Raw genomic sequence first — 26,471 nt, 5'->3', positions numbered from 1 at the left:
ACCCCTCCTTATTGAGTCGGTCTCAGCATCGCTCTCAATGAAAACAACAGTGCTTCCATCTGCTCGGACACCTTCGTTTTCTCTGGGCCCAAATGTGCGGTATCCAGCATCAATCCATCGATAACCGAGATGAAATAGCGAGCGATCGCCTCGGGTGGTAGCTGTGGCTTGAACTCACCTATCGTTGTCCCATGCGCGAAGAAAGCTGTCAACACATCCACCATTTTTTCATAGCGGGTCGTGATGTATGGATAGCTCTGTTGCTTTTGCTGATCCTTCAGCGACAGGAAAAATTCTGAGTTGGCTTGGGACAGTGTCTGTTCGATTTTCTCGATCTCGCTCTGCTGTTTATAGAGCCATTTGGTGATTTGCTGCCAAGATGTTTCGCCAGCAATTGGTGTGAAAAACTGTGCATCCTGTTGATCCTCGAATTGCAGCAGCTCCAAATATAAGTGCTCCAGGTTATCAAAGTAGGCGTACAAGGCCCCCCGCGATACACCAGCCTCGTCCATGACGTCTTGCATAGTGGCTCGTGTATAGCCTTTTGTGATAAACACACGTTTTGCCGCTTGCAGCAGTTCGATTTTCTTTTTGGTTTTGTATTCGTCGCTTACTTTTGGGGCCATGGGGCTTGGGCCAACCTCCTTTTACAAAATATACACTTATGTCGTTTTTATCAGTGCATTCATTATAAACGACACAAATGTCGTTTTTCAACTCCTCATGATATGTACTGCGCTTTTCCTCCCAACTTTTCAATATAGTAGTCGCATGTCCAGTCAATGAAAAACCTGGGGCATATTCTGTGTTAGATTGTCATGAAAGGGTGGGGAATTCTTGAAAAGAAAAAAATCGAAGGGCTTCAAGAAAGTCAACGGACGTTTGGTACACTATGGACCTTATCAGGATCGTGGTCGAGACCTGGACAATCGCCTTCGAGATGAATGTGAAGAGCTGAATCCGAATAATCCGAGTGGGGCTTCTTGTTGTTACTATTGTGCCAGATGTTCCATCTATGGTAATCGCTATGGCGAATATGACTGTTACACTTGCCGTTCCTATGAATGTAGAGGAGGGTAAACGGCGTTCAGAGGTATAGAAAACGAGGAAAAAGCACCCTGCTTCACCAATAACCGTGATCCAGGGTGCTTCAACGACAACCTTGCTCTATTTTGTCCGATCCGGTATGACAAAGGAAACCGTTGTTCCTTCGCCTTGCTTGCTCGTGATAGACAAGCCCTTCCCATACATTTGCGTCAGTCTCCGATTCGTGTTGGACACTCCGATTCCGCCTCTCTCCTTCTTAGACAAATCAAGAATTTGCCGCACAGTCTCCTCCTCCATTCCGACACCGTCATCCTTCACCTCAAAAAGGGTGGCATTCTTTTGCCGGACGATGCGGATATGGAGAGTTCCCCCTTCTATTCGGGTAAGAAGACCATGATGGATAGCATTCTCCACCAACGGCTGAATGGTCAGTGGCGGGATGAGAAGATCGATACCAGGCTCAACCTCCCACACGATCTGTAACCGCTCGCCAAATCGTTCCTTTTCAATGTAAAGATAGGCTTGGACGAGCTCCAGCTCATGGGAGAGTGCAACTTGTTTTCCTGTATTCAAAAAGTCAAAGCTGATATGCAAGAAGGCGGTAAACGCATCCCCGAGTTTACGCATCTTCTCCGTATCAATGTCACTCAATGCCATGATCGAGCTAAGTGTGTTGAACAAGAAGTGCGGGTGAATCTGCGCCTGCAAGTAGGCAGCCTCCATACGAAGTTGTTCATCGACGGTTTGCTTGAGTGTCGTCAACGACCAGACGCGATATTTCAGCTCCATGCCATCGACTGGTTTGCATACATAGTCATTCGCACCAGACAAATACCCGGTGTATACATCCTGAGACTGGCTGCGCGCAGTTAAGAGCAAAATCGGAAGCTCTGAAACAGAGAAATGCTCCCTAACCCTTTGCGTCAGCTCATAGCCCGACATATGGGGCATCATGACATCGATGATAAGCAAATCCCACTGCTCTGTAAAAAGCAGATCGAGCGCGTCTCTTGGCGATGTGCACGTAGTGATTTGATAATGCGAGGATGAGAGCATTCGATCCAGCACCCTTAAGTTAACCGGGTCGTCATCGATCGCTAATATTTTCGCCTTTCTTTCTACAAACGCATGTGCAGCCGTTTGCTGAAAAGCCAAGATATCTGGCGCTTCACTATGCCTCATCTGGTTGATAGCCGTCACTTGATTGCCCTTATCTATCTGCTCCGCATATTGGCTCTCTGCTGCTTCCATCTCATCTGTACTAACCATGGGCAGCGAGAAGCTAAATACCGAACCTTTGCCCGGTTCAGAGTCGACTCTCAGCTCGCTATCATGCAGCTCGACCAGCTGTGTACAAATAGCAAGACCGAGGCCGATTCCTCCACCACCGTTCGTTGCTTGAGCTCCCTGCTCATATGGCAAAAATATACGTGACTTGGTATGCGCATCCATCCCGATTCCTGTATCGGATACATAGATCGCCAGCTGTTCGTCTACGATCTCAGCAGAAACGACGACAGATCCTTCTTCCGTGAACTTCAGTGCATTGTGAACCAGATTGAATAAAATCTGGACTAGCCGCTTCTCATCTGCCAAGATTGGCGGGATGGACTCTGGTATGTCCATTTTCAGTTGAACAGGCTTGCCTTCTACCATGTAAGTGAGCATGCCGATGATTCCGGAAACAACCGATTGAATATGCAATGGCTTCTTCTGCAACACGATATGCTTGTCCTGCAAACGTACGACATCTAGCAAATCATCCAGTAGATGCGACATTCTGCGGCTGATCGTGATTAAGAGCTCCATATCCTGCGTGCTGCGACCACCCATGACATGCTTTTCATTGTTGACGACAGTCTGGGCAATATTCATGATGCCGTGCAAGGGCGTTCTCAGTTCGTGCGAGGTATGGGCGAGAAACTGGTCTTTGAGCTTGTCCGCTTCTTTCAATTGCTCCGTTAGCTTGACCTTTTCCTCTGCATTGCGAAAGAATAGCTTAAACCAATAGGCAGAAAAGCTGACAAGAGCAGCAATCATATCGAGCGGATAAAACACGTACTTGATATCGATGATTTGATATTCCATGACTGCGGACCATATGACATTGGAAAAAATACTTGTTGCAGCAATAAGCAAAAATACAGCGTCATGCTTGTTTTGCATGAGCATGCGGCTGATTCTGAAAATAAACAATAGCAATGGGCCGAAATAAATAATGACTAAAAATGGCGTTCCAGCTAATATATACACCCATTGTGCTGTTCCCAGTACGATGACTGCCGAATAAAGACTGAGCATGGAAAGGTACGCGCTGAACGGTTTTGTATATTCTTTCTCCCCCTGTTCCGTCAGGCTTCTCACCAATACGATCATCAGCAAAGGCTGCCATATGTAGGCGAGCACTTCCACCTTGGTCGACCATGTATAATCAAGCGGGAGCCAAAGCAACAGCAGGTTGTCAAAATCAGACACCGTCTTTATCCCTACACAGGAAAGCAGTAGCAGGAATACGAGAAACTCTTTGTGACGGGCATTAAATATATACAGGATGCCGGCATACAAGCCATGAAGCAACAAGATGAGGAAAGTTGCCATCTGGAAGCCAATGGAATACCAGCGTTCGGTGTCAATAGCTGCCTGCGACCCGAAGTAAATCGATCTGACGATGCCTCCTTCGATTGGATTATGGAAGTTGGCAGTTCGGACAAGCACTTCAATGACCTTTGCATCCCCTGCAATGTACGTAACCGTGAAGGATGCCTTCTGCGGTGTGTACTCTTCCGCTGTTGTCGCAGGTACTCCTATTCTGGCTAATATCTCTCCGTTAACCTCTACGGTAGAAGATGCCTCCACTTGCGGAACCCATAAGGTGTATGGCTGATTTAGCGGTTGATCGACCAAGATCCGTAAACGGTATGTTCCATAGCCATACGGTGACGGAGAGTCCCTGGAAAAAGCGCTGCTCCAATTGCCAGGCACTTGAAGGTATTGACGTTCGTCATGCGATGATTGCTTGAAATCTTCATGCGTGATGAAAGAACCAGGAAAAAACTCCCACTCCCCATCCAGTGAAATGGACGGAGAATTTTCAAAATCCCACCCGCGCATATCAAGAACCCCTTGAACCACAGGCGGATGCTCTGGAAACGCATGAAACGAAAACCAGAACATCCGAAGCCCTAGCAGAAATGCTAAAAACAAGAGAAGAATCAAAAGATACTTACTTATGAGTGCTTTTGAATGACTCCGATTATGGTTGCTTCGCTTTATCATAGTATGCATCTTTCGACACATTTCGGATTATCCCTTGTCAAATTGCAGTTCCACAGTCCTATTTTTCTCACACAAACTGTCTACTATCGTTATTTCGCCCAAACCGATAAATGGCGATCAAAGCAAAAACCGTAGCGAATGCGAGCAAAATAGCTATGTTCAAATACAAGCTCCCCAGACTGTACCCTTGTTGAAGCTTATTCACCGTATCGAGCAACCAATGCTGGGGCAAGAACGCAGAAATATTGCGCACAGTGACCGGCATGATTTCCATGGGGAAGAAGCAGCCAGCCAGGAGGCACGTCGGTACAATAATCAGATTGGAAATCGCTCCGGCACCTGCTCTACTCTTCGCAAAGGCAACGGTCATCAGAGAGAGTGCGATTGCCCCCAGCGCGAACACGAACAACGGCAGAATCATTTGGCTATACGGGACGCCTGCATCTATACCGAAGACGTTTTTCATGACGAGCAAGGTCACGATGATTTGCAGCAGTAAAATAAACATGCTGACGATAATATTCGAGAATACATAGGATCTGGCCGACATCGGCGAGGAAAGGAGTCGTAAAAAGGTGCGATTCCCTTTTTCTTTTAAAATGATCTCTGACATGTCCACCGCTGAAAACATCATGAACATAATAAGGAATCCAATCGATTGATTCGTCATGCGCGCCACGTTTGAGTTGTTTTGAAGCGCTACCGTACTGAGCTTGTAGCTTTGCTCGTGGTATGCCGCATACAGCTTCGTGAACTTTGCCTCATCCGCCTGTACCGCTTTTCCAATCGCGGCAAGATTGCCGATATAACTGTGCAGCATGGCCTTCACATAGGCAGTAACCTGCTCACCCTTTACGGAGACAATATTCAAGTGCGCTGGCGCCCCTTCCCTAACACTAGCAGCATATCCTGGCTCGAAAACAATTCCGCTATCCAGTTCACCAGAAACGATCTGTTCACGCATCGTCTGTTCGTCGACAACTGTGACCTCAACATGATTCAATCTCTCGATAAACCGGATCGAATCCTGCGTGATCACCTGGTCCCCATCCTGATTGATGATTCCTACATGGATCGTGCCGCTGCCTGCATTGCTGTACATGGTAAGAGACAGCAGAACCCCTGCGATCGGCAAACCCAAATAGGTAAACCAGCTTTTTTTGCTGCGAAACGTCTCCATCAGCGTTTTCCGAATTAGCCATAGCATTTCACTCATACAAAAGCACCCTCCCTTCTACGCATCGTGATAACAGAAAAGATGATAAACGCCATGGCAATGCTCACATTCATCGCAATCGCAAACCATGCGCCTGTCGGATTGTCTGTGTAGATCATTTGCAGCAGACCTGTATTTACCCAGTGAAGGGGAGAAAGATTGGACAGGAGGCTGAAGAAGCCATCCGATTGATCAATCGGAAAATAGGCACCTCCTGCAAAGGAGGCGACTTGCGTAAAAATATTGTTGATTGCCCTTACCCCTTCGCCTTTGAAAAGAAAGCTAATACCGAGGCCCAAACTGACCGCAAGCAGTACCTCTGTCAAAAGCACCAGGATAACCATCCCGTAATGGCTGCCCCAATCCGCTTTGAACACGAATTTGCTGAATAAGAACACGGCTAGTACGAAAAACAGGTTGATCACCGTACAACCGATCACTTTTCCGGTAAAAATGGCACCTTTGCTTACAGGTGCTGCCATTAAACGAATGGCCGTTTTGTTCGTTCGCTCTCTGCTGAATAAATAACTGGCATTGAACATCGCGTAGAGCCCGATCATCGTGGTCATTGCCATCGCGTAATAGTCGATGGAGCCTGGTTTTTTATTCGAATTCAAGGTCGTTTCACGAATAAATTCATTGTTTTGTCCGGTAGCTGAAAGAGTAGCCGCAGCAGTCTCTGGGTCTACCTGAAAAGCTGCGGATGCGAGCGAGTAGCGATCGGCAAAAACGGTTAACATCCCGGCAAGGATATTGCTTCCGATCGCATTCTCACTGCTTCCATAAAACTCAATCCCTTCATCACCGACAACTGCATACCCCGTATAGCGATTCGCTCTTACTTCCTCATGCCCGTCTATGCCTGATTCCGCTTCAACGACCTCGACTCCATTTTTTCCGATAGCTTCTATAAAAGCGTTCCACCCCGTCGATACTTGCGCGTTCGTCCAGTTGCTTTTATACAATAGGCGCATGTCATCCACAGTCCTCGTTTCATCGAATACATTGGATAGAGCAGTACCCAATATCAGCATCAGGATGATGGGAAGTGCCAACATAAACATAAACGTTCTCTTTTCGCGAAGACTGGACTTGATTTCTTTTACAGCGATATTCCATATGTTCATGGCAAAGCCCCTCCTCTAGTCTCGCAAGTTTCGACCGGTTAAGGTCAAGAACACCGTCTCCAGATTCGGCGCTTGCTCTTCAACGGAGCGGATTTCTACCTGATCCTTGATTAATTGTTGAATGATCTGGTTCAGGTTGTTGATCTCCGTTTTAGACACGATTTTGATCGTATTCTCTTCTTGTAGCACCGCATTCACACCAGCAATCGCCTTTAGAGCTTCGAGATTTAATGGTTCATCTGCTCTGACGCCAATCCAAATTTCCTTTGCGTCGGTAATAATCGCTTTTAATTGCTCCTTCGTTCCTTCTGCGATGACTTTTCCATGATCGACGATAGCAATGCGGGTGCAGATTTCTTCGACTTCCTCCATGTAATGGCTCGTATATATGATCGTGCAGCCCATGTCGTTGAGCTTGCGCACCGAATTCAAAATATAATTGCGTGAATGAGGATCAATTCCGACAGTAGGTTCGTCCATGATGATCAGCTTCGGCCGATGGGCAATAGCGCAAGCGATGTTTAACCGACGCTTCATCCCGCCAGAGAAGTTTTTGGGAAAGCTAGTAGCTTTGTCACCGAGACCTACGAATTCAAGCGCCTCTTCCGTCCGTTCGCGAAGCAGTGGTCCACGCAGTCCATACAAGCCAGCAAAAAACCTCACGTTTTCATAGGCAGTCATATCCTCGTAGATCGCAATATCTTGTGGGACGATACCGATGTTCATCTTGGCGAATTTGCTGTGCTTCTCAATGTTTTTTCCCAGCAGGGTAATCTCGCCCTTTGTCACGCGCAACAGGGAGGCGATCATGTTGATGGTCGTGCTCTTTCCCGCTCCGTTGGCCCCCAGGAAACCAAAGATTTCTCCTTCACGCACATTCAGAGACATATTGTCGACGGCGACGAAATCACCGAATTTTTTCGTTAACTGACGAATTTCCAATACATGACTCACATAACTCACTCCCTTCGTAGCTATGTCTGCATTGTAATAAAAAAGGATGCCCTTATGTCAGTGCATAAGTTCATCCCCCGGTATGAGAATTCTCATGTTGTTTCTCATGATCTTTTTCATTCGTTGCGATAAGGCAGCAGAGTGGTCACGCTAAAGCCTCGCGTACCGTCTACTATCACTGTTCCACCAGCGGAAGCGGCTCTCTCCTCCATTCCGAGAATGCCCAGCCCTTTTACAACCTTTTCTGCACCGGCCCCATTGTCTGTGACCACTGCTTTAATGAATGTATTCAGCACCCGTACCTCTAGAGAAATCACTGTTGCCTTCGCATATTTGAGTGCATTCGTGACCGCTTCCGTTGCATTTTGCTGAATGATTTTCCACTGAATCGGTGTAATGACGTCGATATCCCCGTCAAAAGTAAGCGTGGCTGTCACTGTCTCTCTCGCAGACAGCTCATCGACAAACAACCGGAGTCGATTGATTCCCAGCTCCTCCGGCCGTGGCTTCACATCCTTGAGTGTCACTCTGATTCGCTCCAGCCCTTCCTTCGATATTGCGATCGCATTGCGGAGCAGCTCGGATGCCTTGTCCTGATCAGTCGCCATCAGCAGTCGCGACGCTTCCATCTGAATGAGCGCACCTGCCACCGCATGCCCTACATCGTCGTGAATTTGTTGAGAAAGGCGATTGCGCTCCTCCAGTTGAATCGTATAAGTCGACTGGCGGAAGTATTCGCTGCTCTCGTTCAAGGAGCGGGTCAAGCTATGTAAATCCTCTCTCATTTTCTCCCGTTCTGCCTCTAATCTGCGGAGCTTATCAGTTAGCATGCTGCCACACCTATACAGCAAAAAGCTAAGAAAGGCCGTTAGTAAATACATGGGCATCCATTCAGGCAAAGCGATGAACAAAGGCAACAGCATACATCCAAATACGACCACCCTCTGCTTATTGGCCAAATATACGAGCTCCAAAATGTGGACTGGCAAGAGCAACACAAATAACGGGTCTAACACAAGTGTACTTGCTACCACGAACACGATGGATAGCCCCATGAATAATTGCTTATGATTCCTCTTTTTCACAATGAGAATGGTGAGATTAATAGCCAAATACAACAAGTACACAAGAATTTGCCACGGGTCCATTTCAGAAGTGGGATGGGCCAGAAAAGAAGTCACGATGACAAACCCAAGCACCGCTGCCTTATTAGCCATGGTCCATAATTCCATCAGTAGTGACCTCCTTTCAATCCAACATGTTCGTTTCGCCCGTCAAATAATAGATGGCAATTTGCGTACGGTGTTCAAGCGCTGTTTTGTTCAAGATGGAAGTAATGTAATTCGCCACAGTTCCCTCGGAAATAAACAGCTTCTTGGCGATTTCTTTGTTCGATAGCCCTTTGGCGATCTGCTTCATGACATCGAGCTCCCGTTCCGTAAATAAGCTTTGGTCGATTTTGCTTTCGGCAGGGATGGATGCTGTCGCTTTGGGAGGAGCGGTAGTGGACACGGTATCCGTCGCGTTCTTCCCTGTATTCAGGTTCATTTTGATCTTATCCAGGACAACATCCTGCAGTACATGATGGTTGTTATAGACACTCTTGATGGCATCTCGGATGCGGTTGGGATCATTGTTTTTCAATAAATAGCCGCGTGCCCCCGCTTGAATGGCTTCGAGGACAAATTCGTCATCGTCGAAGGTGGTCAAAATGAGTGGTCTGACTGTAGTTTCTGTAGTCAGCACACGAGTCGCTTCCACTCCATTCATGTTTGGCATCCGAACATCCAAAAGCGCGACGTCTACCTCGTTCTGTTTGCAAAACGTCACCGCCTCGACCCCATCCTCCACAATCCCGACTACTTCAAACTCCGCAAAGCTCGTCAGGATGATTTTCATGCCTTCCCGTATAAACGAATTGTCGTCTGCGATCAACACTTTGATTTTCAAAGCAGCTTGCCTCCCGTCGAACAAACCCTCGACCGCATAAAGAGCGGACGTATATTTTTTTCCCAATATTACCACTGTACCGCTTTGCTTCACAATTGTAGAATCTCGCCCCTACTTGTTCTCACTTTCAGGTCACACATGGAAAAATTAACACTTTGAAAATATATAGACACGAATCATATGTGTCAGTATGATAAATTACCTAAGCCCTCTTACCAACCTATCGGGGCCAATTTTTTGAATGGAATACTCTATGGAGGGGAATTTGTGGAAACAGCACAACTGAATAAAACATCTTGGAACACTGGGGCTTATCAAGCGTGGCTGAAACGATTTGGTACACCTGCTGAGGCAGCGGTCAAAATTAAAGAAGACCCCCAAAAGCGAATCGGCAAAGTATATGAGCACATGGGGGATATTCGCGGCAAAAAAATTATCAATTTACTCGGTTCAAATGGAAACAAAGCCGTTGCACTCGCCTTGCTAGGTGCCGACGTGACCATCGCCGATTTTTCTTATGAGAATGAGCAGTACGCCAAAGAACTGGCTGCAGCTGCCAATGTTGACCTGACTTACATCGTATCGGATGTATTGCACCTACCTCCAGATGTATTGTCTGGTGAGTATGATCTTGTTTTTATGGAATTCGGTATCCTTCATTACTTTTTGGACTTAACCGAGTTATTCCAGGTGGTCAACTCGCTCCTGCGAAAAGGCGGCATGCTCGTGCTCCAAGATTTCCATCCGGTATCCACAAAGCTCATTTCCTCACGCGGAACGACTGCTACTATCCGCAAACATAAAGTAACAGGCGATTATTTCGATACCTCGCTTGAGGAAAAGGACATTGCTTTCTCCAAATTTCTCTCGAACGGCACAAATGCCGCAGAATCAAAAGTATTGTTACGCAATTGGACGTTAGGCGAAATCGTTACGGCCATTGCAAGCAAAGGGCTATACCTAAAAATGCTGGAAGAACTCCCGAATCTTTCATCGGAAGTTTTTGATAAAGGAATCCCGAAAACCTTCACGATTATCGCCGAGAAATTATAACGAGCAATTTGCCATCATCTTACTAAATTCCTAATACCGAAAAGAGGAGGCTTTCCCTCCTCTTTTCTTTCACGCACTTATAGACTGACGGTCAGTCATATGGTAATCTGTTTCCAACCACATAGTGACAATCGGAGGAGGCGCCGATGAAAAGAATCGTGAAAGACCCCACAACACGGCGAGCAGAAATATTGGAAGCCGCCGGGGAGCTATTTCGAAATCAGGGTTATGTCCATACAACTGTGGATGCGATCATTCAAAAGGTGGGCGTAGCAAAAGGAACCTTTTATTACTACTTCAAATCGAAGGAAGAGATCCTTGAAGCATTTGTCCAATCCATGGTCGATACGCTTTGCGAAGAATATAAAAAAATCGCAGATGACTCTACCTTACCTGTCATGGAGAAGGTTCGCCAGATGCTGCGCAGCCAAAGCCACCCCATCGACAAGCGAGCCGAATGGATGGAAAGCTTGCATCGCCCCGAAAACAGAGAGCTTCACGAGCGTCTTAACATCGCCATTGTCTTAAAAATTGCTCCTGTTCTGGCACAAGTCATTGAACAAGGAAATAAAGAAGCTGTCTTTCATGTCGAGAATGCCTTGGAGACCGTTCAGTTTCTCCTCGCTGGCTCGCAATTTTTGTTGGAATCAGGCATTTTTCATTGGGAGCAAGAGGAACAGACAAAGCGTCTACAGGCCATGCAGGTGATTATTGAAAGATCACTAGGAGCTGAGCCGGGCTCCTTCTCTTTTCTGTAATGGATGAAAAGGAGGAAAGACAATGAATGCTCATGATAAAGCCTTTCGCAGATTCCTGATCATTTGGTCAGGGCAGCTGTTTTCAGCGATCGGAAGCGGACTTACCGCTTTTGCCTTGGGTGTCTTTGTTTTTCAACAGACCCACTCTACCATGAGCTATTCGTTCATCATTCTCTTCTCTTTTCTCCCCTCCTTCCTTTTACTACCCTTTAGCGGGGTGCTGGCAGAGGAATTGGCTTTTTGTTTATTATTTCCGGCGTACTTGTGGCGCTACTAGGAATCGTAATTGGACGCGTAAGAAAGATACGGGATTTGGAAGGAATGACACTGACAGGTAACAATTCGCACAAATAAAAATATTTTCTCAAAACCTATGCAACTTATTCATATATTCCTCCGTCTTGAATGTCGAGTTCATGAAACTTACACCTAGAAGGAGGAAGATTCAAATGAAAAAAGCTATATCTACTTCGTTGGTTGCTATTCTACTCGCAACAAGTGTACCTGCTGCTCTGGCGGCTGACCTGGAAAGCAAAGAAAAAGGGAACGGCAAGCCCGAAGTAAAGGCAGAAGCAAAAGAAAAATCGAAAGAAACTTCTGTCAAAGAATCTGATACCGATACTGATAGCGACGATGAGAACTCAACCGAAGCTAGCACAGAATCCAAAATCAAAGACGTAAAATTGAAAAAAGAGCTGATCGAGCTTCGCCAAGAGCTCAAGCATGCAGCGGAAATCACGGAAGATCAAAAAGCGAAATACGAGCAGTTGGTAGCTGAACTGGAAAAAACGACTGACAAACATGGAGCTTTGGAGGTTCAGCTTGAGCTTCTTCAGCGCACGTACCAAAAAGGAGATCACACACCATTCAAAAAGCTTGGAGAGCTCCTTGAGAATACTGGCTCGACAGAAGTGAGTGCATTCGTAGATGGAAAACAGGTAAAAGCTGACGTGGCACCGTTTGTACAAGGTGGAAGAGCGTTGGTGCCTGTACGTGCTATCAGCTCCGCATTGAAAGCGGAAGTGAACTGGAAGCCAGAGACTCGCAGCGTAGAAATTACGCGTGGCGAAAAATCTATCACACTGTTCCTCGATAAAAAAGAAGCAACTGTAGACGGGAAAACCATTTCTCTGGACACTGCACCTGTACTGAAAAACGGACGTGTATTCCTGCCTCTGCGCTTCATCAGTGAACAACTGAACGCGAAAGTAGAATGGCAAGAAGAAGGCAAAATCGTCATTATTGACGACATTCAAGCCTCTCAAGAATCCGAACAGGATACAGACTCTGACGATACATCTGCAAAATAATACAGGATAAAAGCCCTCACATAGCTGAGGGCTTTTTTACCGGAGTTCTGTCCGAAAAAATCATATGACTCGGACGTTTTATCTTTGTTACGCTCCAAACCGCTGGCGGTACCCGCATCTTCTGCATAATTCCTCGACAGCTTCCCTGCGTGAAAATCCTTCTATCAGATTATTGGCCCGCTCGCCATCCACAATATCAGTGAAAGAGGTCTGATTGATATTCCCCAGATTAATAACCCCTTCCCCATCGAGACAACACGGCACAACGGTTCCATTTTCGAGAATCGCCGCTTGCGTGCGCAGTCCATGACAAAAGCCTTTTCCATCATCTTCAGGCGCTGTCAGACTCGGCCACTGGAATTCGTAATCTTGGTTCAAATAAACGCGGTCATCGATTTTTACCCCACTGCCCGGCACTACTTTTTCTTCAATTCGATAGTCCAGCCCAAATTCTTTCTCAATCACTTCGAGCGTCTGGCGGTTTCTACTCTTTTGAATGTTCGTGGCGTTATCCTGTGTCAAATTCCACAGACGGAAAGAAAAAATCACTTGATGCTCCTGCGCTTCCCGAACAAATGAAAGAATCTCCCGCAAATAACCTTCGCGGTTGGTTGAGCCGATATGTCCGTCAAAGCTGTGAAGCGAGAAGTTCATTTGTCGGAGCGCGGGCTTGCCCAGCAATTTATGCCGATTTTTCGCGATCAGCGTCCCATTTGTGGTGATGTTGACCTTGAAGCCTTTCTCATGACTGATATCGAGCAACTCATCAATTTTGGGATGGAGAAGCGGTTCTCCTTTGACGTGCAGGTAAATGTAATCGGTGTGCGGTTTGATCTCATCCAGCCTTTTCGCAAAGTCTTCTACTTTAATAAAGCTTTTGCTGCGCTCCGTTGGCGGACAAAAGGTACAGGCGAGATTGCACACGCTGGTGATTTCTATATAGACTTTCTTAAATGTTTTCAAGATGTTTTCCCCATTCCCGATGCCTATGATTGATCATACCCATCATAGTAACATAGGAGGGCTTTTACAAGTAACGGTGTATTCTGGTGGTTTGCTCGAAAACTCGCGTCTACTTGATCCTTACCACGCGCCTTGCATAGACATCACAATCAAAATTCCCATCGCTGCAAATTAGCTCCTTAATTCCTTCATCTCTATAATGGGGAGACAGCGGAACCACGCCCAACATATAATATCCGCCATGTGCAGCTGCTCCCCCATCTCCGCCTTTCACATAGCAATGGGCATTTACAAGCTCATACAGATATGGATCGTATGCGATATACACACCAAAGCCATTCGGTTTCTCCAAGTCTGCGTCATAGTAATACCGTTTTTCCATACCGATATCCTCTAAAAGACCCTGCTCAAGATGATCACTGAAAATCCGCTTAGTTCCTCCCCCGCATATGTACTCCCATTCATCCTCCGTCAGTAACGAGAAGCCTTGCTGGTCAAACTCCTTGATAACCTCCATGAAGTTAACCAAACCATCCGCATTGACTACTTGCTGTACATTTCTTTCCACAAGCATCGGGGGAATCTCTGCTTCTCTTACCGGCGAAAATACGGTTGAAAGATAATCGAGGGCATCCTGTTCAAAACCAGCGATCTCAAGCTCGCTCTGCATCGCAGACAGAATAAATTCATCTTGTTTCACTGGCTGATTCCATCCCAATCTGACTCTACTGCCCGGTACGAATACATACTCGCAGCCGTCCAGCTCATAGATGCCCGTATCCAGGGCTAGTTTGCCTGAGGTAAAGCTCTCTACGCTTTTGAATGTAAAGGCATGACCTTTATAACCTTCAAAGGACTTGAGCCATTCTTTTTTCTTCCCCAGCCCCATGGATAGCCAGTTGTTCATTTGCAGGTCGTCTATGGTTTTCATCCGCTTTTTCTCCCACTTACTTCTGTCTCATTCTTTCTTTGCCCCATTTTCGTAGTCCTCTTTCAGCATTCCGTATATCTCTAGATCCACGATTCCTTTGCCTGACCATAGCGTTGCTTGTCTGAGTGTCCCTTCCTTCATGAAGCCATTCTTCAACAATACTTTCTTTGAGGTCTCATTCGGAGGCATCACTTCCGCCTGTATTCTGTTAACATTGACATCCATGAACAAAAAGGAAAGCAGTATGTTTACCGCTTCCGTCGCAATCCCTTTTCCCCAATGCGCTTCGGACAAAAAGTAGCCAATCGTCACCATGTTTACCTTTTGCTGAAAGTCGAAAGCCTCGATAATGCCAAGCAAGTGATCGGGGTTATCATTGGCGAAGATCCCCCATTTGATCCTCGACTTTTTCAAATAGTCTCTCTCAAAATGCCCGATCATGTTTTTTACTGTCTCTTTGTTATGCTTGGGGATAATGCCGCAGTAGGCAAAAACGTTGTCATTGCTATAGAGTTCAAATACTTCGTCCAAATGCTGCTCTTCGATTTTCTTCAAGGTGAACCGATCTGATTTTAGAATGGGAAACTGGTTAAACAGTACGTCTACGTTCATGATTTCAGCTCCATCTTTTGAGATTACCTAACTTCTTATTTTTTCCAACACGGCTCTTTTTCCTCCTTATCCACCCAATAGAAAAAAGTATGGAAGCTTGCCTCCATACCAGCATCATTCATTTCAAGAATAGTAGATAGACAGCCATAATCCCTGAATCTGCAAGGATATGACTGACGATCGAACCCATCAGTGAGTTGCTCTTGTCTCGCATATATCCCCAAATCATTCCCGCCAAAAACACTGGCAAAATCATCGCGATATTATACGGCCAGCTAAACAAAGGAATGATGGAGAGGAAATGATACAGGCTGTAAAACAATGACGTCAGCAAAATCATAGTTCGCTTTGTCTGTTTTCCTCCCAGCTTTTTAAATAAATATCCTCTCCAGTAGATTTCCTCAAGAAACGGATTGATCACTAGCAAAACAAGGATGAGCAAAACGACAAGGTTGCCTGAGAAATCCCATTGTACCAATAAGTTTTGCAGATCATCCTTATCAAACAAAAGGCTGTGAAAGAAATATCCCGCAACAATAATGGTGAAAAAGGAAAGAAGTCCAGTCAAAACGCCGTGATACATATTGGGGCGGTTGGTTCCCAATCCGATTTGCCTGAATGTGTCCCGCCATGTATTTCTTTTCAAGACGATCATGTCTACAAACGGAACCCCAAACAGCCACCCGTAAAACAGCAAAAACGTGACTGGGACGCTACTCATGACCTGTAAACCAAAAAAGATCATGAGCGTTGGCCCTAGAAATAACAGAACATGCTTCATCGTATCCCCACCAAATCATGGCTTGTTTTTACTAACAAGATTGTAGCGGGGAACACTAAAAGCGAGTAGTACCAACTTCGCGTAGTACCAAAAAAACGAGGGCATGGATCACTCCAGCCCTCGTACTTATTTCTACCCACTCATCTAAATGAGCATCCCCGCAATCGCTGCGCTCAACAGATTCGCCAAGGTTGCTGCAACTACTGCACGCAAGCCCATCTCTGCAAGGTCTGATCTTCTTGACGGAGCAAATCCGCCCAAGCCGCCGATGACCATAGCCAGCGCAGCCAAATTGGCAAAGCCACAAAGGGCGAAGCTGATGATCACAACACTTTTCTGGGACAAATTCGCAATCTCAGGGGCAAAAGCCGTGTACGCGACAAATTCATTGAGGACAATCTTTTGCCCGATGAAAGAACCGGCTTTTAGCGCTTCCTCCCATGGAACCCCGATCATAAAGGCAATCGGCGCGAACAGGTAGCCTAAAATGTGCTCGAGCGTCAACGCTTGTACTCCCACTAGCCCGCCAAGCCAGCCAATAATCGAGTTCAGCAAGAAAATCAACGAGATAAACGCGAGCAACAGCGCCCCGACACCAGCAGCTACTTTGAGCCCGTCCGAAGCCCCGCGTGCAGCCGCGTCAATGACGTTTCTGGACTCCGTATCTTTCATGACTTCCACACGTTCCACTCTGTTTGGCTGTTCTGTTTCTGGCATGATAATTTTCGCGAGCAATAAACCACCAGGCGCTCCCATGAATGCTGCGGCCAACAAATATTCAATCGGAACACCAAGCATCGCATACCCACCGATTACCGAACCCGAAACACACGCCAGTCCGCCTGTCATTACAGCGAACAGCTCGGACTTGGTCATTTTCTCAATATAAGGCTTTACGACAAGTGGCGCCTCAATCGGACCCAAGAAAATATTTGCAGAGGCCGACATGGATTCGGTTTCGCTCGTTTTGAGCACTCGAGACAAAAATCCACCGATGATTTTCGTCGCCCACTGCATAATTCCGAGATAATACAGGACCGAAATCAAGGAAGAGAAGAAAATAATGATCGGCAATACTTGCAGGGCAAAAGTAAAGCCTGCGTTCTGTGCACCGAGTATCCCGCCAAACAAGAACTGAATTCCGGCATTCGTCGAATCAATGATGCTTTGAACGATCGACGCCAAGTACTCCAGAAGCTTTTTCCCAAAATCCCATTTCAGTACAACCAAAGCAAAAATAAACTGAATCGCAAACGCACCAATGACCGTCCTCGGTTGAATCGCTCTGCGATTTTTCGAAAACGCAATGGCTATTAAAAAAATTCCCAGGATGCCGAGAACTCCCCAAATGTATTGCATGAACGTATCCTTTCTGTATCGCCAGCTGTGTCGATATCTAAGATGACTTGCTTTGTTCTAGATCGCTTTTTTCGCTAATTCTGTCATGTAGTCAAAGAATGCATCACGATCTACGTCATAAACCACATGTACCGGGCGTCCGTCAGCCGTCTCAACGGTTCGACCTTGGCTAGCACCTTCTGTAATCACGATGCTGTTAACCTTTTGCACCTTTACAAGATCACTATTGCCAACAAATGCTGTGGTTAATACATCCCACAGGTAGTAAGTCGAGTTGGTCGAGAAGTGTACAAGCGGCGGCACCATTGCGTAGCATTGACCCAAGAAATCGACACCGATATGCTTGCGCTCCTTTGCCCAGCGATCACGAACATCCAGTGTCAGTGGGACTTGGTTCGTGCTCTCCAGTGCGACCATATCAATCTCAATTCCGCTTTCCCATACGCGAGCAGCCGCTTCCGGGTCCCAGAATGCGTTCCACTCTGCGGTTCCATCATGCTCAGGCTCATGCACGTTTCCTTCTTCGCGGAATGTTCCGCCCATCCACACCAGGCGTTCTACTTTTTCTTCGATGGTCGGATCGATATCCAATGCACGCGCAAGGTCAGTCAAAGGACCGGTAAACAGCAAGGTCGTTTTTCCTTCCGTTGCACGCAGCGTTTCAATCATGTGAAGATGGGCAGGCTTGTCCGCTACTCGCGTGATCACTTCTCCCGATTCATTGAGCAATGGCAGTGCGTCTACATAAAATGCATGCATGCGCCAGTCCTTTGGAAAAGGATTTTTCCCGCGGGAATTGGACTCTGCTACATCCAAACCGCCTTTACCAAAACGATCAATGATTTTCCGGCTGGCAAACATCGCTGGTTCCAAATAGCAATCCGCTGGAATGACGGATACCCCCGTCAGATTCACATTATCCATTTGGAGCAGCAAGAATAAAGAAATCAAATCATCAACGCCGCCATCATGGTTAAAGTAAATGTTTTTCTTCATCATTATCTCCAATCTCATACATGGACTCGTATGAAGTATGATTAAACCACTATTATTTGGAACCCTTCAAAAAATAATACTAAAGTTTTACTAAAAAATATACAATCACAGTGAAAAAATGCGGTCGATAGACAAAAAAGAGGCAATCCCTTAAGGACGGCCTCTGCATCTCTTATTTGTTTAACAAATGGAAAACTTGTTCGACGTCTTTGTCCCCTCTTCCAGACAGATTAACAATCAGGATCTGCTCCGAGGACAGAGTGGGAGCCAGCTGCAAGGCATACGCAATGGCATGTGCGCTTTCCAAGGCGGGAATAATCCCCTCTGTTCTCGATAATTCTTGAAAAGCCGCCAATACCTCTTCATTCGTCACCGTGTAATACTCCGCTCGTCCACTGACTTTTAGCTGGCTATGCTCTGGGCCAATTCCAGGATAGTCCAGCCCGGCAGCAATTGAATACGTTTTTTGAGGTTCCCCATTTTCATCTAGTAGCACTAAACATTTAAAACCATGAAGGACGGCTGGAACCCCTTTGGTCAAGGTAGGTGCCTGATCAGGCTCAACACCAATCAGACGAACAGATGGTTCCTCTATATAATGGGCAAAAGCTCCAATCGCGTTACTGCCACCGCCAACAGCGGCGATAACCGCATCCGGCAACCGACCTTCTTTTTCTAAGATTTGTCGTTTTGATTCTTCACTGATAATTGATTGGAAATACTTTACCATCGTAGGGAACGGATGCGGACCAACCGCAGATCCCAATAGATAGAAAGTGTTCTGATAGTTTTGTACCAAATCATTCAGCGCTTCATCAACTGCATCCTTCAATCTTCCTTGCCCTTTGGACACCGCTATCACTTTTGCCCCTAAAAGCTCCATTCGAAATACATTCAGGGCCTGTCTTTTCGTATCCTCCGCGCCCATATAGATCACGCATTCCATGCCAAACATCGCGCAAACAGTCGCGGTAGCAACTCCATGCTGTCCTGCACCCGTCTCGGCGATAATACGCTGTGCACCCATTCGCTTTGCCAGAAGGATTTGACCGATGACATTATTGATCTTGTGGGCACCGGTATGGTTTAAATCTTCTCGCTTTAGATAAATTTTGGCACCGCCGAGTTTTGCAGTTAAATGACGAGCAAAAGTCAACGGATTCTCACGACCTATATATTCTTTCAGATAGTACTTGTACTCTTCGATGAATTCCTCATCATCTTTATACTTTTCAAATCGCTCAGCTAAATAGTCCAATACTTCCTGTAATTGTGGAGGGACAAAGCTTCCTCCAAACTCACCGAAATATCCCTTTTTTGTCTGTTCTGTCAATGACATGCTCATCTCTCCTCAGCTATAACTAGTCCTCAATCCTTCCTTGCATTTTATAAGATCAAAAGAGCGTGTGTCAATTTTGTTTTACGATTATTCAGAATTCATTATTTTGTTGTTAATTTTTACAAAACCATCATTTTAGCTTCATATTTTCCCAATATAGATCGGGTAGTCTAACACAAGTGGTTTATTACGTCGTTTTTTCATTCGGAGGGATATGATGAAGATTCACTTTCAAAAGAAAAGCTTGCTGATCGCAACAATCACGGCTCTGTCCTTGATCGGAACACAAGGAGCAGGTGCAACTCAAAATATAACGGGAGCACCCGTTGTAGCCGAAATTCACGAATGGAAAAATCCTCCTGCGCTCGCTGAAGGTATTAAAGAAGGCGGTTTCTCTGGTCTGGTGCATCTCCCAAACGATCCGCCTTCTATCTTTTATACATTGGCTGACCGTGGACCCAATGGGCAATACGGCAAGGACGAGCTGCGTACATTCCCTGACCAAAACTACACACCACGCTTGTACAAAATTAAAGTGGAGAATGGAAGCATTCACGTTTTAGAAACCATCAAGCTGCGTTTGCCACAGGGCAAGATCAACGCTTTTACGAAAACTACCTATATCAGCGGATTGCCAAACCTCGCTGGCCCTGATGAAGTTCCCTACGATGTAACGGGAACAAAAAAGATTAGTTACGATCCAGACGGTTTGGATTTGGAAGGCATCGCTTACAACCCGGTCGACGATACTTTTTGGTTATCCGATGAATACCGCCCATCCATCATTCAAGTAAGGCGTGACGGCACAATCCTAGGCCGCTATGTACCTAAGGGCACCAAAGAAGCCTTGGTTACCGCAGGCGCAAAGATGGAAATTTTTGATACGCTGCCAGCCGTCTATTCCAAGCGCATTGCAAATCGTGGATTCGAAGGTATCACCATCTCGCCAGACGGCAAGTTCTTGTATACTTCGATCCAAAGTCCGATGGCACTCCCTAATAAAAAATCAGGCGAAGCCTCCCGTAATTTGCGCATTTTAAAAATGGATCTCGCCACCAAAAAAGTTGTAGGCGAGTACATGTACATTTCAGAGAACGCGAAGGATTTCGTGAAAGTGAAACAAAAAGACGTCGTTATCAGCGATTTGGCCGCACTCAGCCAGGATGTGTTACTGATTGACGAGCGAGACAAAAATGCCGGGGCAGACGTACAGCTTAAACGTATTTATAAGGCAGATTTTTCGAAAGCAACCAATTTACTCGGTACTCCTACAAGTGAGCATGACTTCGAAAAACTCAGTCTTGCCCAAGTGAAAGAGAAAGGGATTGTGCCTGTTTTCAAGGAATTGCTGGTGGATGTAGCCAAGCTGAATTATCCGCATGAAAAGCTGGAAGGATTGGCGATTGTCGATAAAAATACGATTGCCGTTGTGAATGACAATGATTTCGGTGTTGAGGGCTATGACGAGAAGGGTAAGATTAAAATCAACAGCAATCCAACGCAGATGTATGTGATTAAAGTGGGTAAGGATTTGAAATAAGAAGCAAAAGAAGAAGTCCTGCACTTTCAGAAAGTGGCAGGGCTTCTTCGATCCAAATAACTATAACGAAGCCCAGGTATTTTCAAGCCACTGATCAAAATCAGCACCTTTTTCTCCCTCGTACGTATCATAGATATCGCTTCTCATTTTTTGCAGTTTCTCTTTGAATTCCTCGAAGGTATGGCCTTTTGGCAAGCTTTTCTTAATTCTTACCAAGGCTTTCGTTGCTCCTTTGATCAAGTCGCCTTTTTTCTGAGCAGGCAATCGTACACCTTCCCCAAATGCTTTCAGTTTTTGAAAAGCAGTCTCTTGCACTTTGTACACCGTATCGTTTTCCATGATTCTCGTTAGTAATTTCACTGTTTCTTCATGCTTCCACTGTCCTAATTCTTCAACAGCTTCTAAGCGCTCTCTCCAATTCGATGTTCGATTGGCAGCCTTCTTTAATTCCTCAAAATTTAGGGGAAGCTCATTTTTGATTACAGGTTTATTCAATCAAATCTATCTCCTTCTGACTATCATCCTTCTATTATGGCACTACGTCACCTGAATAACACCCCCTGCTCACATATAAATTTTCGAAAAACTAGGTCTGTTCCCGTCATCCCCTGAATAAAATGAACGGTATTTTGCCAGTTAACCTGTAGTTTTATCCATCGAGACTTTTTACTCGCGAATGGTAACGCCGCTAAATCTCAACCTCCTGAACCGCCTTATACTGATTTTGCTTTATAGTCAAAAAAGCTTCTTGCCGCTCATGATGAGAAGGCAAGAAGCTTTTCTTTTTTAATTCGGCACGGAATACAAAGACATGATACGTCTTGCAGCTTCTTGGTATCCGCCAGCCTTACGCAAGGAGTCCCCTACCTGTATCGCATGCTCTTTATAGGTGGGCTCGTTCAACACTTGCAGCAAAGCATCCTTCAAAGCTGTCGGTGTGAGCTTCCCTCTATCTAACATAATCCCCGCTCCCAGCTCCTCCACCCGCTTCGCCACAATCGGTTGATCGGAACTCAATGGAATCATGACGAGGGGCACATGAAAATAGAGAGCCTCACTCGCACTGTTCATGCCAGCATGTGTAATAAAAGCATCGGCTTGCTGGAGCACTTCCAGTTGCGGAACGTACGGTTCAACGATGAAATTTGGTGGAATATCATCACCCAGCGCCTTCCGTTCCGTTTCTCTTCCGCAAGAAAGCACGAATTGAGCCGGAATATCTTGAAAGGCTGCAAAGCACATTTTGTACAATTCCACATCTTTGGTCAAAATACTGCCCATGGAAATGTATACGACCTTATCGTATGGAGCGCGTAGCTTTTCAAACGGGAACGAAGGAGAATCCGGGCGCGAAGTAATCGACGGTCCTGTAAAAATGTAGCTATCATCCAGCTTGTCAGCATCTGGCTGGAATTCACGGCTGGTAAAGACAATCTTCATGTCCCCATACTGGCGGGTAATATCTTCAATGGCAGGGACGGCTACGTTACATACACGAGCAATGCTCTGTGCAGTCTGCGTCACTCGTTCATAAAGTGCATCCACATCTACATCATCGCTTGCATCAAACACTTCGACAATATGGCTGAGCGGTTCGGCAAATGCCAGGTTGGTTACGGAGCAGATCGTCGGGATTCCTAATTTCTCGCCTAAAATCGCTCCTCCCCACCCAAACAAGGAGTCAAAAATCAGGTAATCAAATGATTCGTTTTCTATCCGCGTAAGAATTTCGGGAATGCGGGGTTCAATAATGCCTCGCAGCATAAAATCGGTGAAATGAAGAGGGTGTTTGAATTCTGTTGGGTTAAAGCCTAAATCACGAGGTACTTGTTCATCCAATTGATAAGCGCGGAATTGCGCTCCAGTCTGGGCAAGCCTATCCCGATATTCTTCTGAACACATATAGACGACTTCTTCTCCGTTGTCGACTAGCTGCTTCACTAATCCCAATGTAGGATTCACGTGACCATCTGCTGGAATCGTAACATACAATACGCGTGCCACTCACTCCACCTCCAAAAGAATATGCAATTAGAAAATGTTTCCATTTCATTATAGGCTAGATGTCTGGTGAAAATGGGCAAAATCCAAATATTTCATAATTTGTTCAATATTTTATATGAAGATGTTTAGTATCGTGCATAAACCCTTATATCTCAAAAAAACCCCAACACAAAAATCCCTCCAGCTATCATTTCTCCATGTGAAGGGATTTCCAACCATATTATTTAATTAGGAAAGCCCCAAAAACCCGATGCCTACAAGGAGTTTAACTTCTTTACTTTTTTGAGATATTTAAAATACTCCTCTCGAAGCGGGTGCTTTTTACTCAACCACGGTTTGCTATCTTCCCCTGTGTAGTGAATAATGGCCGGGTCTATTCGCAGGTTGCTTTTATAAAGATGTTTGGACTGATAATTCCACTTCGGGTCAAGTTGAAGCCACTTATCATGAAGAATCGCATTCATCGGATCTTGACTGGGATAACGAATAATACTTTGGTTCTTTTTCATGTAATCCATAATCTTTTTTGTGATGTTATGCTCTCTCCATTTTTTCAAATTCATGACTAATACTCCCGCATTAAAGTAATCACAGTCATCCGGAATGGCTAGATCGGCATGTCTTAACTTGTTCAAACCTTGCCAAGAATCCATCACCGCTGCAAGGAAATATTGATCAACTTTTGTGTTCCATAATGGGGTGATGTCCTTTTTTATAACGATATCACTGTCCAAATAAATCACTTTTTCAACTTCTTTGTCCAGCAGGTCTGGAATAGAAATTCGGTGATAGGTCTCCTGAGTAAGATGATCACGGACGAGAAATCCATCATATAGGGTCGGATCAATAGTTACATATTTGATTTGAGCATGGAATCGTTTCACAGTTTTCGTTAAGATGGATTTATTTTTCCCAGAGACTTGACTGTCAATAACGTGAACGATGACTGGGTTTTTCGAAGCCTTATTTTCAAAAAGGGAATATAACATGACTGCGAGATGTATAGCAAAACCATCATTAACGGCTGTTACAATATGAATCGTGCCCACTATTCTCCCACCCCATATCCTTATTGAGCTATATATACACACTATTCATGGACAGCGTTGGTTTGTGTGATGAAAATACCCAATTATTTCTAGATGGGAGCACAATTCACTGCTGCAGACTTCCGCTGATGCCGCTTTTTTCTGTGATCGTTAAGAAAACCGTTATACGACTAGAGCATGTTCCATCCATCCCCATAAAATATATAAGCTGAGAAAACGACTCGAATTCGGCAATGACCTTATCCCATAAGTAGCGATATGGGGGTAATTTGTCCAAGCTCCAGACTGGGAACAAGAAAGTACCTATTTAAAAGGGTGATGAAATATGATCTCCTTTGTGGTTGGCAGAGGTATGGGCCATCTCGGTAGATGCATTAGCATAACGGAAAAATTGCAGCAACATCATCTTCCCATTCACGTGTTTGCCTTTCGGGAAACACATGGCTATTTATCGAAAAACCTGCATAATGACGTCCAATTAAAAGCCTTTAAATCCAAAAAATTCGAGGATGGTAAACAAACCACACTATTAATAAATGATTGGCGCTCCGATGTGCCGCGTTTTCGCAGTGAGGGGAAAGTCGGTGGAAACACAAAGCTCGTGACCCTCTATCACAGTGACTTTATCATCGGTAATAATGATTCAGCTCCGATGCAGGAATACAAAAACCGCATCGTAGAAATCGCCAATCAATCCGATATCTTTCTGCACATGAATCTTATGCCGCCTAAGCAGACCCATCCGCAAATGAACTGCATCTACATCCCTATTCCTTTAATCACCAGGGAAATCAGCCAGTCCCCGATAGAAGTGCGACGTATGTTAGGCCTTGAGCAGAACGAGTCGTTTATTCTGGTTCACATGGGCGGCGGACTCGCTAACCGTTATGAACAGATCGTAAAGTGGTATGATCAAATAAACTCACTTGCCGGCCGCTATCGATTTGTTGTAGCTGGGCAATTGGCAGATGAAGATTACCCATTCGATGAAAGGATCATCAAAGCCCCTCTTATCCCGAATGGCAAAAATCTTGTACAGGCGGCCAGTCTGGTCATTAGCAAACCGGGCATGGGCATTTTAGGAGATTGTATCTCTACAGGAACTCCTTTGCTTTTCCTTCCTCCGGATGATGCGGAACGCGAGCAAAAATTAAATATGCTAAGAGAAATAGCGAATAGTGATAAGGTATCAATCCAGGAACCGGAAGAGATTGTACCAAAGATCGAGCATGCGTTAGCAAATAAAGAGGTCATTCAAAAAAGATTTAGCCTTATCCCTACCAACGGCGCTGAGGTCGCAAGCAAAATTATTGAAATGGCATACCGGATCCCGCTATCCAAATTGGCAAAAAAACAGGAAGATCTCTTGCGTTTGACGCCGTATAGCTCATTTAGAAATAAGGACGGATGACTTTGAAGCAAACAAGGAGGACTGTCTTAGGTAGAAGATTAAATTCTACTTAAGACAGTCCTCTTACTTTTGCGTTTCGGTATCAGTACTATCTACTATCGGCAGAATGTCAAATGCAACGCTTTCTACATGTGTTGAATAGACTGTGAAAACAACCAAGAAAATGTCCACGGATTAGTGTTTGCTCTATTGAGCGATTTGAAGCGTAACATATCTGCTTCATCTACAATATGATGTGCCTAGAACAATCTAAAGAGGTGAGTCGATGGCAGTCGTAAAAGCCAGGAAGAGTGATATTGACATGTTGGCAAGGTTGCTTCGAGCCGAAGCTGTAGGTGAAGGCGAAATGGGTATGCTCCTTGTGGGAAACGTTGGAATTAACCGAATAAGAGCGAACTGCTCCGATTTTAAAGGAATACGGACAATTCCCCAAATGATCAACCAGCCGCATGCGTTTGAAGCTCTGCTTCATGGTATGTACTACCAAAGGGCAAGAGAGAAAGAACGCCGTCTGGCACGACGGGTTGTGAAGGGGGAGCGGTATTGGCCAGCTAAATTCTCCCTCTGGTATTTTCGTCCGGGAACGGCGCAAAATCCCCTGCCTTGTCCGCCGACCTGGTATAATCAGCCGCACGTGGGGCGATACAAGCTTCATTGTTTTTATGAGCCGACTGCGAAAGAATGTGAAAATGTATATAATACTTTCTAATTTTGTAGACAAAAGACAAAACAGCCCAGGCATGGGTGAGTTTACAACAAGGGGCTTAAACGTTAGCCCCTTGTATTCTATTCCAA

The 26,471-nt window shown here is 45.4% G+C and carries 24 protein-coding genes; 7 read left to right on the top strand and 17 right to left on the bottom strand.

Annotated elements, in window-relative coordinates:
• Positions 1-8 precede the first annotated feature (8 nt).
• From C7R91_RS11175 to C7R91_RS11145, 7 genes are all read right to left on the bottom strand, one after another.
• A complete protein-coding gene (locus tag C7R91_RS11175) occupies positions 9-626 on the bottom strand; it encodes a TetR/AcrR family transcriptional regulator (protein WP_047072146.1) in 618 nt (205 codons plus the stop codon).
• 541 nt (positions 627-1,167) lie between these two features.
• Entirely contained in the window at positions 1,168-4,332 is a 3,165-nt protein-coding gene (locus C7R91_RS11170; protein WP_106786188.1) for a hybrid sensor histidine kinase/response regulator, read from the bottom strand.
• A 58-nt stretch (positions 4,333-4,390) separates the two neighbouring features.
• The gene (locus tag C7R91_RS11165) at positions 4,391-5,539 is read right to left on the bottom strand and encodes an ABC transporter permease (protein WP_047072150.1); all 1,149 of its coding nucleotides are present in this window, start codon (positions 5,537-5,539) and stop codon (positions 4,391-4,393) included.
• Positions 5,536-6,666: an ABC transporter permease gene (locus tag C7R91_RS11160; protein ID WP_047072152.1), complete on the bottom strand. Its 1,131-nt coding sequence runs from the start codon at positions 6,664-6,666 to the stop codon at positions 5,536-5,538. The genes C7R91_RS11165 and C7R91_RS11160 overlap by 4 nt, the downstream gene beginning before the upstream one ends.
• Positions 6,667-6,681: 15 nt before the next feature.
• On the bottom strand, positions 6,682-7,620 hold the full coding sequence (locus C7R91_RS11155) for an ABC transporter ATP-binding protein (RefSeq protein ID WP_047072153.1): 939 nt from the start codon (positions 7,618-7,620) through the stop codon (positions 6,682-6,684).
• Positions 7,621-7,736: 116 nt separating this feature from the next.
• Positions 7,737-8,852: a sensor histidine kinase gene (locus C7R91_RS11150; RefSeq protein WP_047072155.1), complete on the bottom strand. Its 1,116-nt coding sequence runs from the start codon at positions 8,850-8,852 to the stop codon at positions 7,737-7,739.
• A gap of 16 nt (positions 8,853-8,868) precedes the next feature.
• Positions 8,869-9,570: a response regulator transcription factor gene (locus C7R91_RS11145; RefSeq protein ID WP_047072451.1), complete on the bottom strand. Its 702-nt coding sequence runs from the start codon at positions 9,568-9,570 to the stop codon at positions 8,869-8,871.
• Positions 9,571-9,837: 267 nt separating this feature from the next.
• Here C7R91_RS11145 and C7R91_RS11140 point away from each other — a divergent pair, with 267 nt between their 5' ends.
• The 4 genes from C7R91_RS11140 (at position 9,838) to C7R91_RS11125 (ending at position 12,691) form a co-directional block, all read left to right on the top strand.
• Complete coding sequence (locus C7R91_RS11140; RefSeq protein WP_047072156.1) at positions 9,838-10,623, top strand: class I SAM-dependent methyltransferase; 786 nt, start codon at positions 9,838-9,840, stop codon at positions 10,621-10,623.
• Positions 10,624-10,769: 146 nt separating this feature from the next.
• Positions 10,770-11,381 carry a TetR/AcrR family transcriptional regulator gene (locus C7R91_RS11135; RefSeq protein WP_047072158.1) on the top strand — a complete coding sequence of 204 codons (612 nt, stop codon included), beginning with the start codon at positions 10,770-10,772 and terminating at the stop codon, positions 11,379-11,381.
• Positions 11,382-11,403: 22 nt separating this feature from the next.
• A complete protein-coding gene (locus tag C7R91_RS11130; protein ID WP_047072161.1) occupies positions 11,404-11,658 on the top strand; it encodes a hypothetical protein in 255 nt (84 codons plus the stop codon).
• Between the two features lie 172 nt (positions 11,659-11,830).
• Entirely contained in the window at positions 11,831-12,691 is an 861-nt protein-coding gene (locus tag C7R91_RS11125; RefSeq protein ID WP_047072162.1) for a copper amine oxidase N-terminal domain-containing protein, read from the top strand.
• Between the two features lie 87 nt (positions 12,692-12,778).
• On the opposite strand, the gene C7R91_RS11120 is transcribed toward C7R91_RS11125, so the two are convergent.
• The 7 genes from C7R91_RS11120 to trpB form a co-directional block, all read right to left on the bottom strand.
• The gene (locus tag C7R91_RS11120; RefSeq protein WP_047072164.1) at positions 12,779-13,654 is read right to left on the bottom strand and encodes a radical SAM/SPASM domain-containing protein; all 876 of its coding nucleotides are present in this window, start codon (positions 13,652-13,654) and stop codon (positions 12,779-12,781) included.
• Between the two features lie 109 nt (positions 13,655-13,763).
• Positions 13,764-14,585 (bottom strand): hypothetical protein, encoded by an 822-nt coding sequence (locus C7R91_RS11115; protein WP_047072166.1) that lies wholly within the window; start codon positions 14,583-14,585, stop codon positions 13,764-13,766.
• Positions 14,586-14,612: 27 nt separating this feature from the next.
• Positions 14,613-15,197 carry a GNAT family N-acetyltransferase gene (locus C7R91_RS11110; RefSeq protein ID WP_047072167.1) on the bottom strand — a complete coding sequence of 195 codons (585 nt, stop codon included), beginning with the start codon at positions 15,195-15,197 and terminating at the stop codon, positions 14,613-14,615.
• 118 nt (positions 15,198-15,315) lie between these two features.
• Positions 15,316-15,978 (bottom strand): CPBP family intramembrane glutamic endopeptidase, encoded by a 663-nt coding sequence (locus C7R91_RS11105; protein ID WP_047072168.1) that lies wholly within the window; start codon positions 15,976-15,978, stop codon positions 15,316-15,318.
• A 144-nt stretch (positions 15,979-16,122) separates the two neighbouring features.
• Positions 16,123-17,337 (bottom strand): NupC/NupG family nucleoside CNT transporter, encoded by a 1,215-nt coding sequence (locus C7R91_RS11100; protein WP_047072169.1) that lies wholly within the window; start codon positions 17,335-17,337, stop codon positions 16,123-16,125.
• A 57-nt stretch (positions 17,338-17,394) separates the two neighbouring features.
• Positions 17,395-18,333, bottom strand: a complete 939-nt coding sequence (locus C7R91_RS11095; protein ID WP_047072170.1) for a nucleoside hydrolase — start codon at positions 18,331-18,333, stop codon at positions 17,395-17,397.
• Positions 18,334-18,505: 172 nt separating this feature from the next.
• Positions 18,506-19,672 carry a tryptophan synthase subunit beta gene (trpB, locus tag C7R91_RS11090; RefSeq protein ID WP_047072171.1) on the bottom strand — a complete coding sequence of 389 codons (1,167 nt, stop codon included), beginning with the start codon at positions 19,670-19,672 and terminating at the stop codon, positions 18,506-18,508.
• A 217-nt stretch (positions 19,673-19,889) separates the two neighbouring features.
• Between trpB and C7R91_RS11085 the strand changes: the two genes are divergently transcribed.
• Positions 19,890-21,212, top strand: a complete 1,323-nt coding sequence (locus tag C7R91_RS11085; protein WP_047072172.1) for an esterase-like activity of phytase family protein — start codon at positions 19,890-19,892, stop codon at positions 21,210-21,212.
• Positions 21,213-21,272: 60 nt separating this feature from the next.
• Here C7R91_RS11085 and C7R91_RS11080 read toward each other — a convergent pair whose 3' ends face one another.
• From C7R91_RS11080 to C7R91_RS11070, 3 genes are all read right to left on the bottom strand, one after another.
• Positions 21,273-21,707 carry a HEAT repeat domain-containing protein gene (locus C7R91_RS11080; RefSeq protein ID WP_047072173.1) on the bottom strand — a complete coding sequence of 145 codons (435 nt, stop codon included), beginning with the start codon at positions 21,705-21,707 and terminating at the stop codon, positions 21,273-21,275.
• 291 nt (positions 21,708-21,998) lie between these two features.
• Positions 21,999-23,216 (bottom strand): macrolide family glycosyltransferase, encoded by a 1,218-nt coding sequence (locus C7R91_RS11075; protein ID WP_047072175.1) that lies wholly within the window; start codon positions 23,214-23,216, stop codon positions 21,999-22,001.
• Positions 23,217-23,470: 254 nt separating this feature from the next.
• On the bottom strand, positions 23,471-24,265 hold the full coding sequence (locus C7R91_RS11070; protein WP_047072176.1) for a glycosyltransferase family 8 protein: 795 nt from the start codon (positions 24,263-24,265) through the stop codon (positions 23,471-23,473).
• A 325-nt stretch (positions 24,266-24,590) separates the two neighbouring features.
• Between C7R91_RS11070 and C7R91_RS11065 the strand changes: the two genes are divergently transcribed.
• Entirely contained in the window at positions 24,591-25,676 is a 1,086-nt protein-coding gene (locus tag C7R91_RS11065; RefSeq protein ID WP_047072177.1) for a glycosyltransferase family 28 protein, read from the top strand.
• 265 nt (positions 25,677-25,941) lie between these two features.
• The gene (locus tag C7R91_RS11060) at positions 25,942-26,385 is read left to right on the top strand and encodes a cell wall hydrolase (protein WP_047072179.1); all 444 of its coding nucleotides are present in this window, start codon (positions 25,942-25,944) and stop codon (positions 26,383-26,385) included.
• Positions 26,386-26,471: the final 86 nt, after the last annotated feature.

Source organism: Brevibacillus formosus, assembly GCF_003013405.1.
GTDB classification, from domain to species: Bacteria; Bacillota; Bacilli; order Brevibacillales; family Brevibacillaceae; genus Brevibacillus; species Brevibacillus formosus.
Note: the sequence above shows the minus strand (reverse complement) of the source record. Positions and strands in the feature narration are given on the sequence as shown.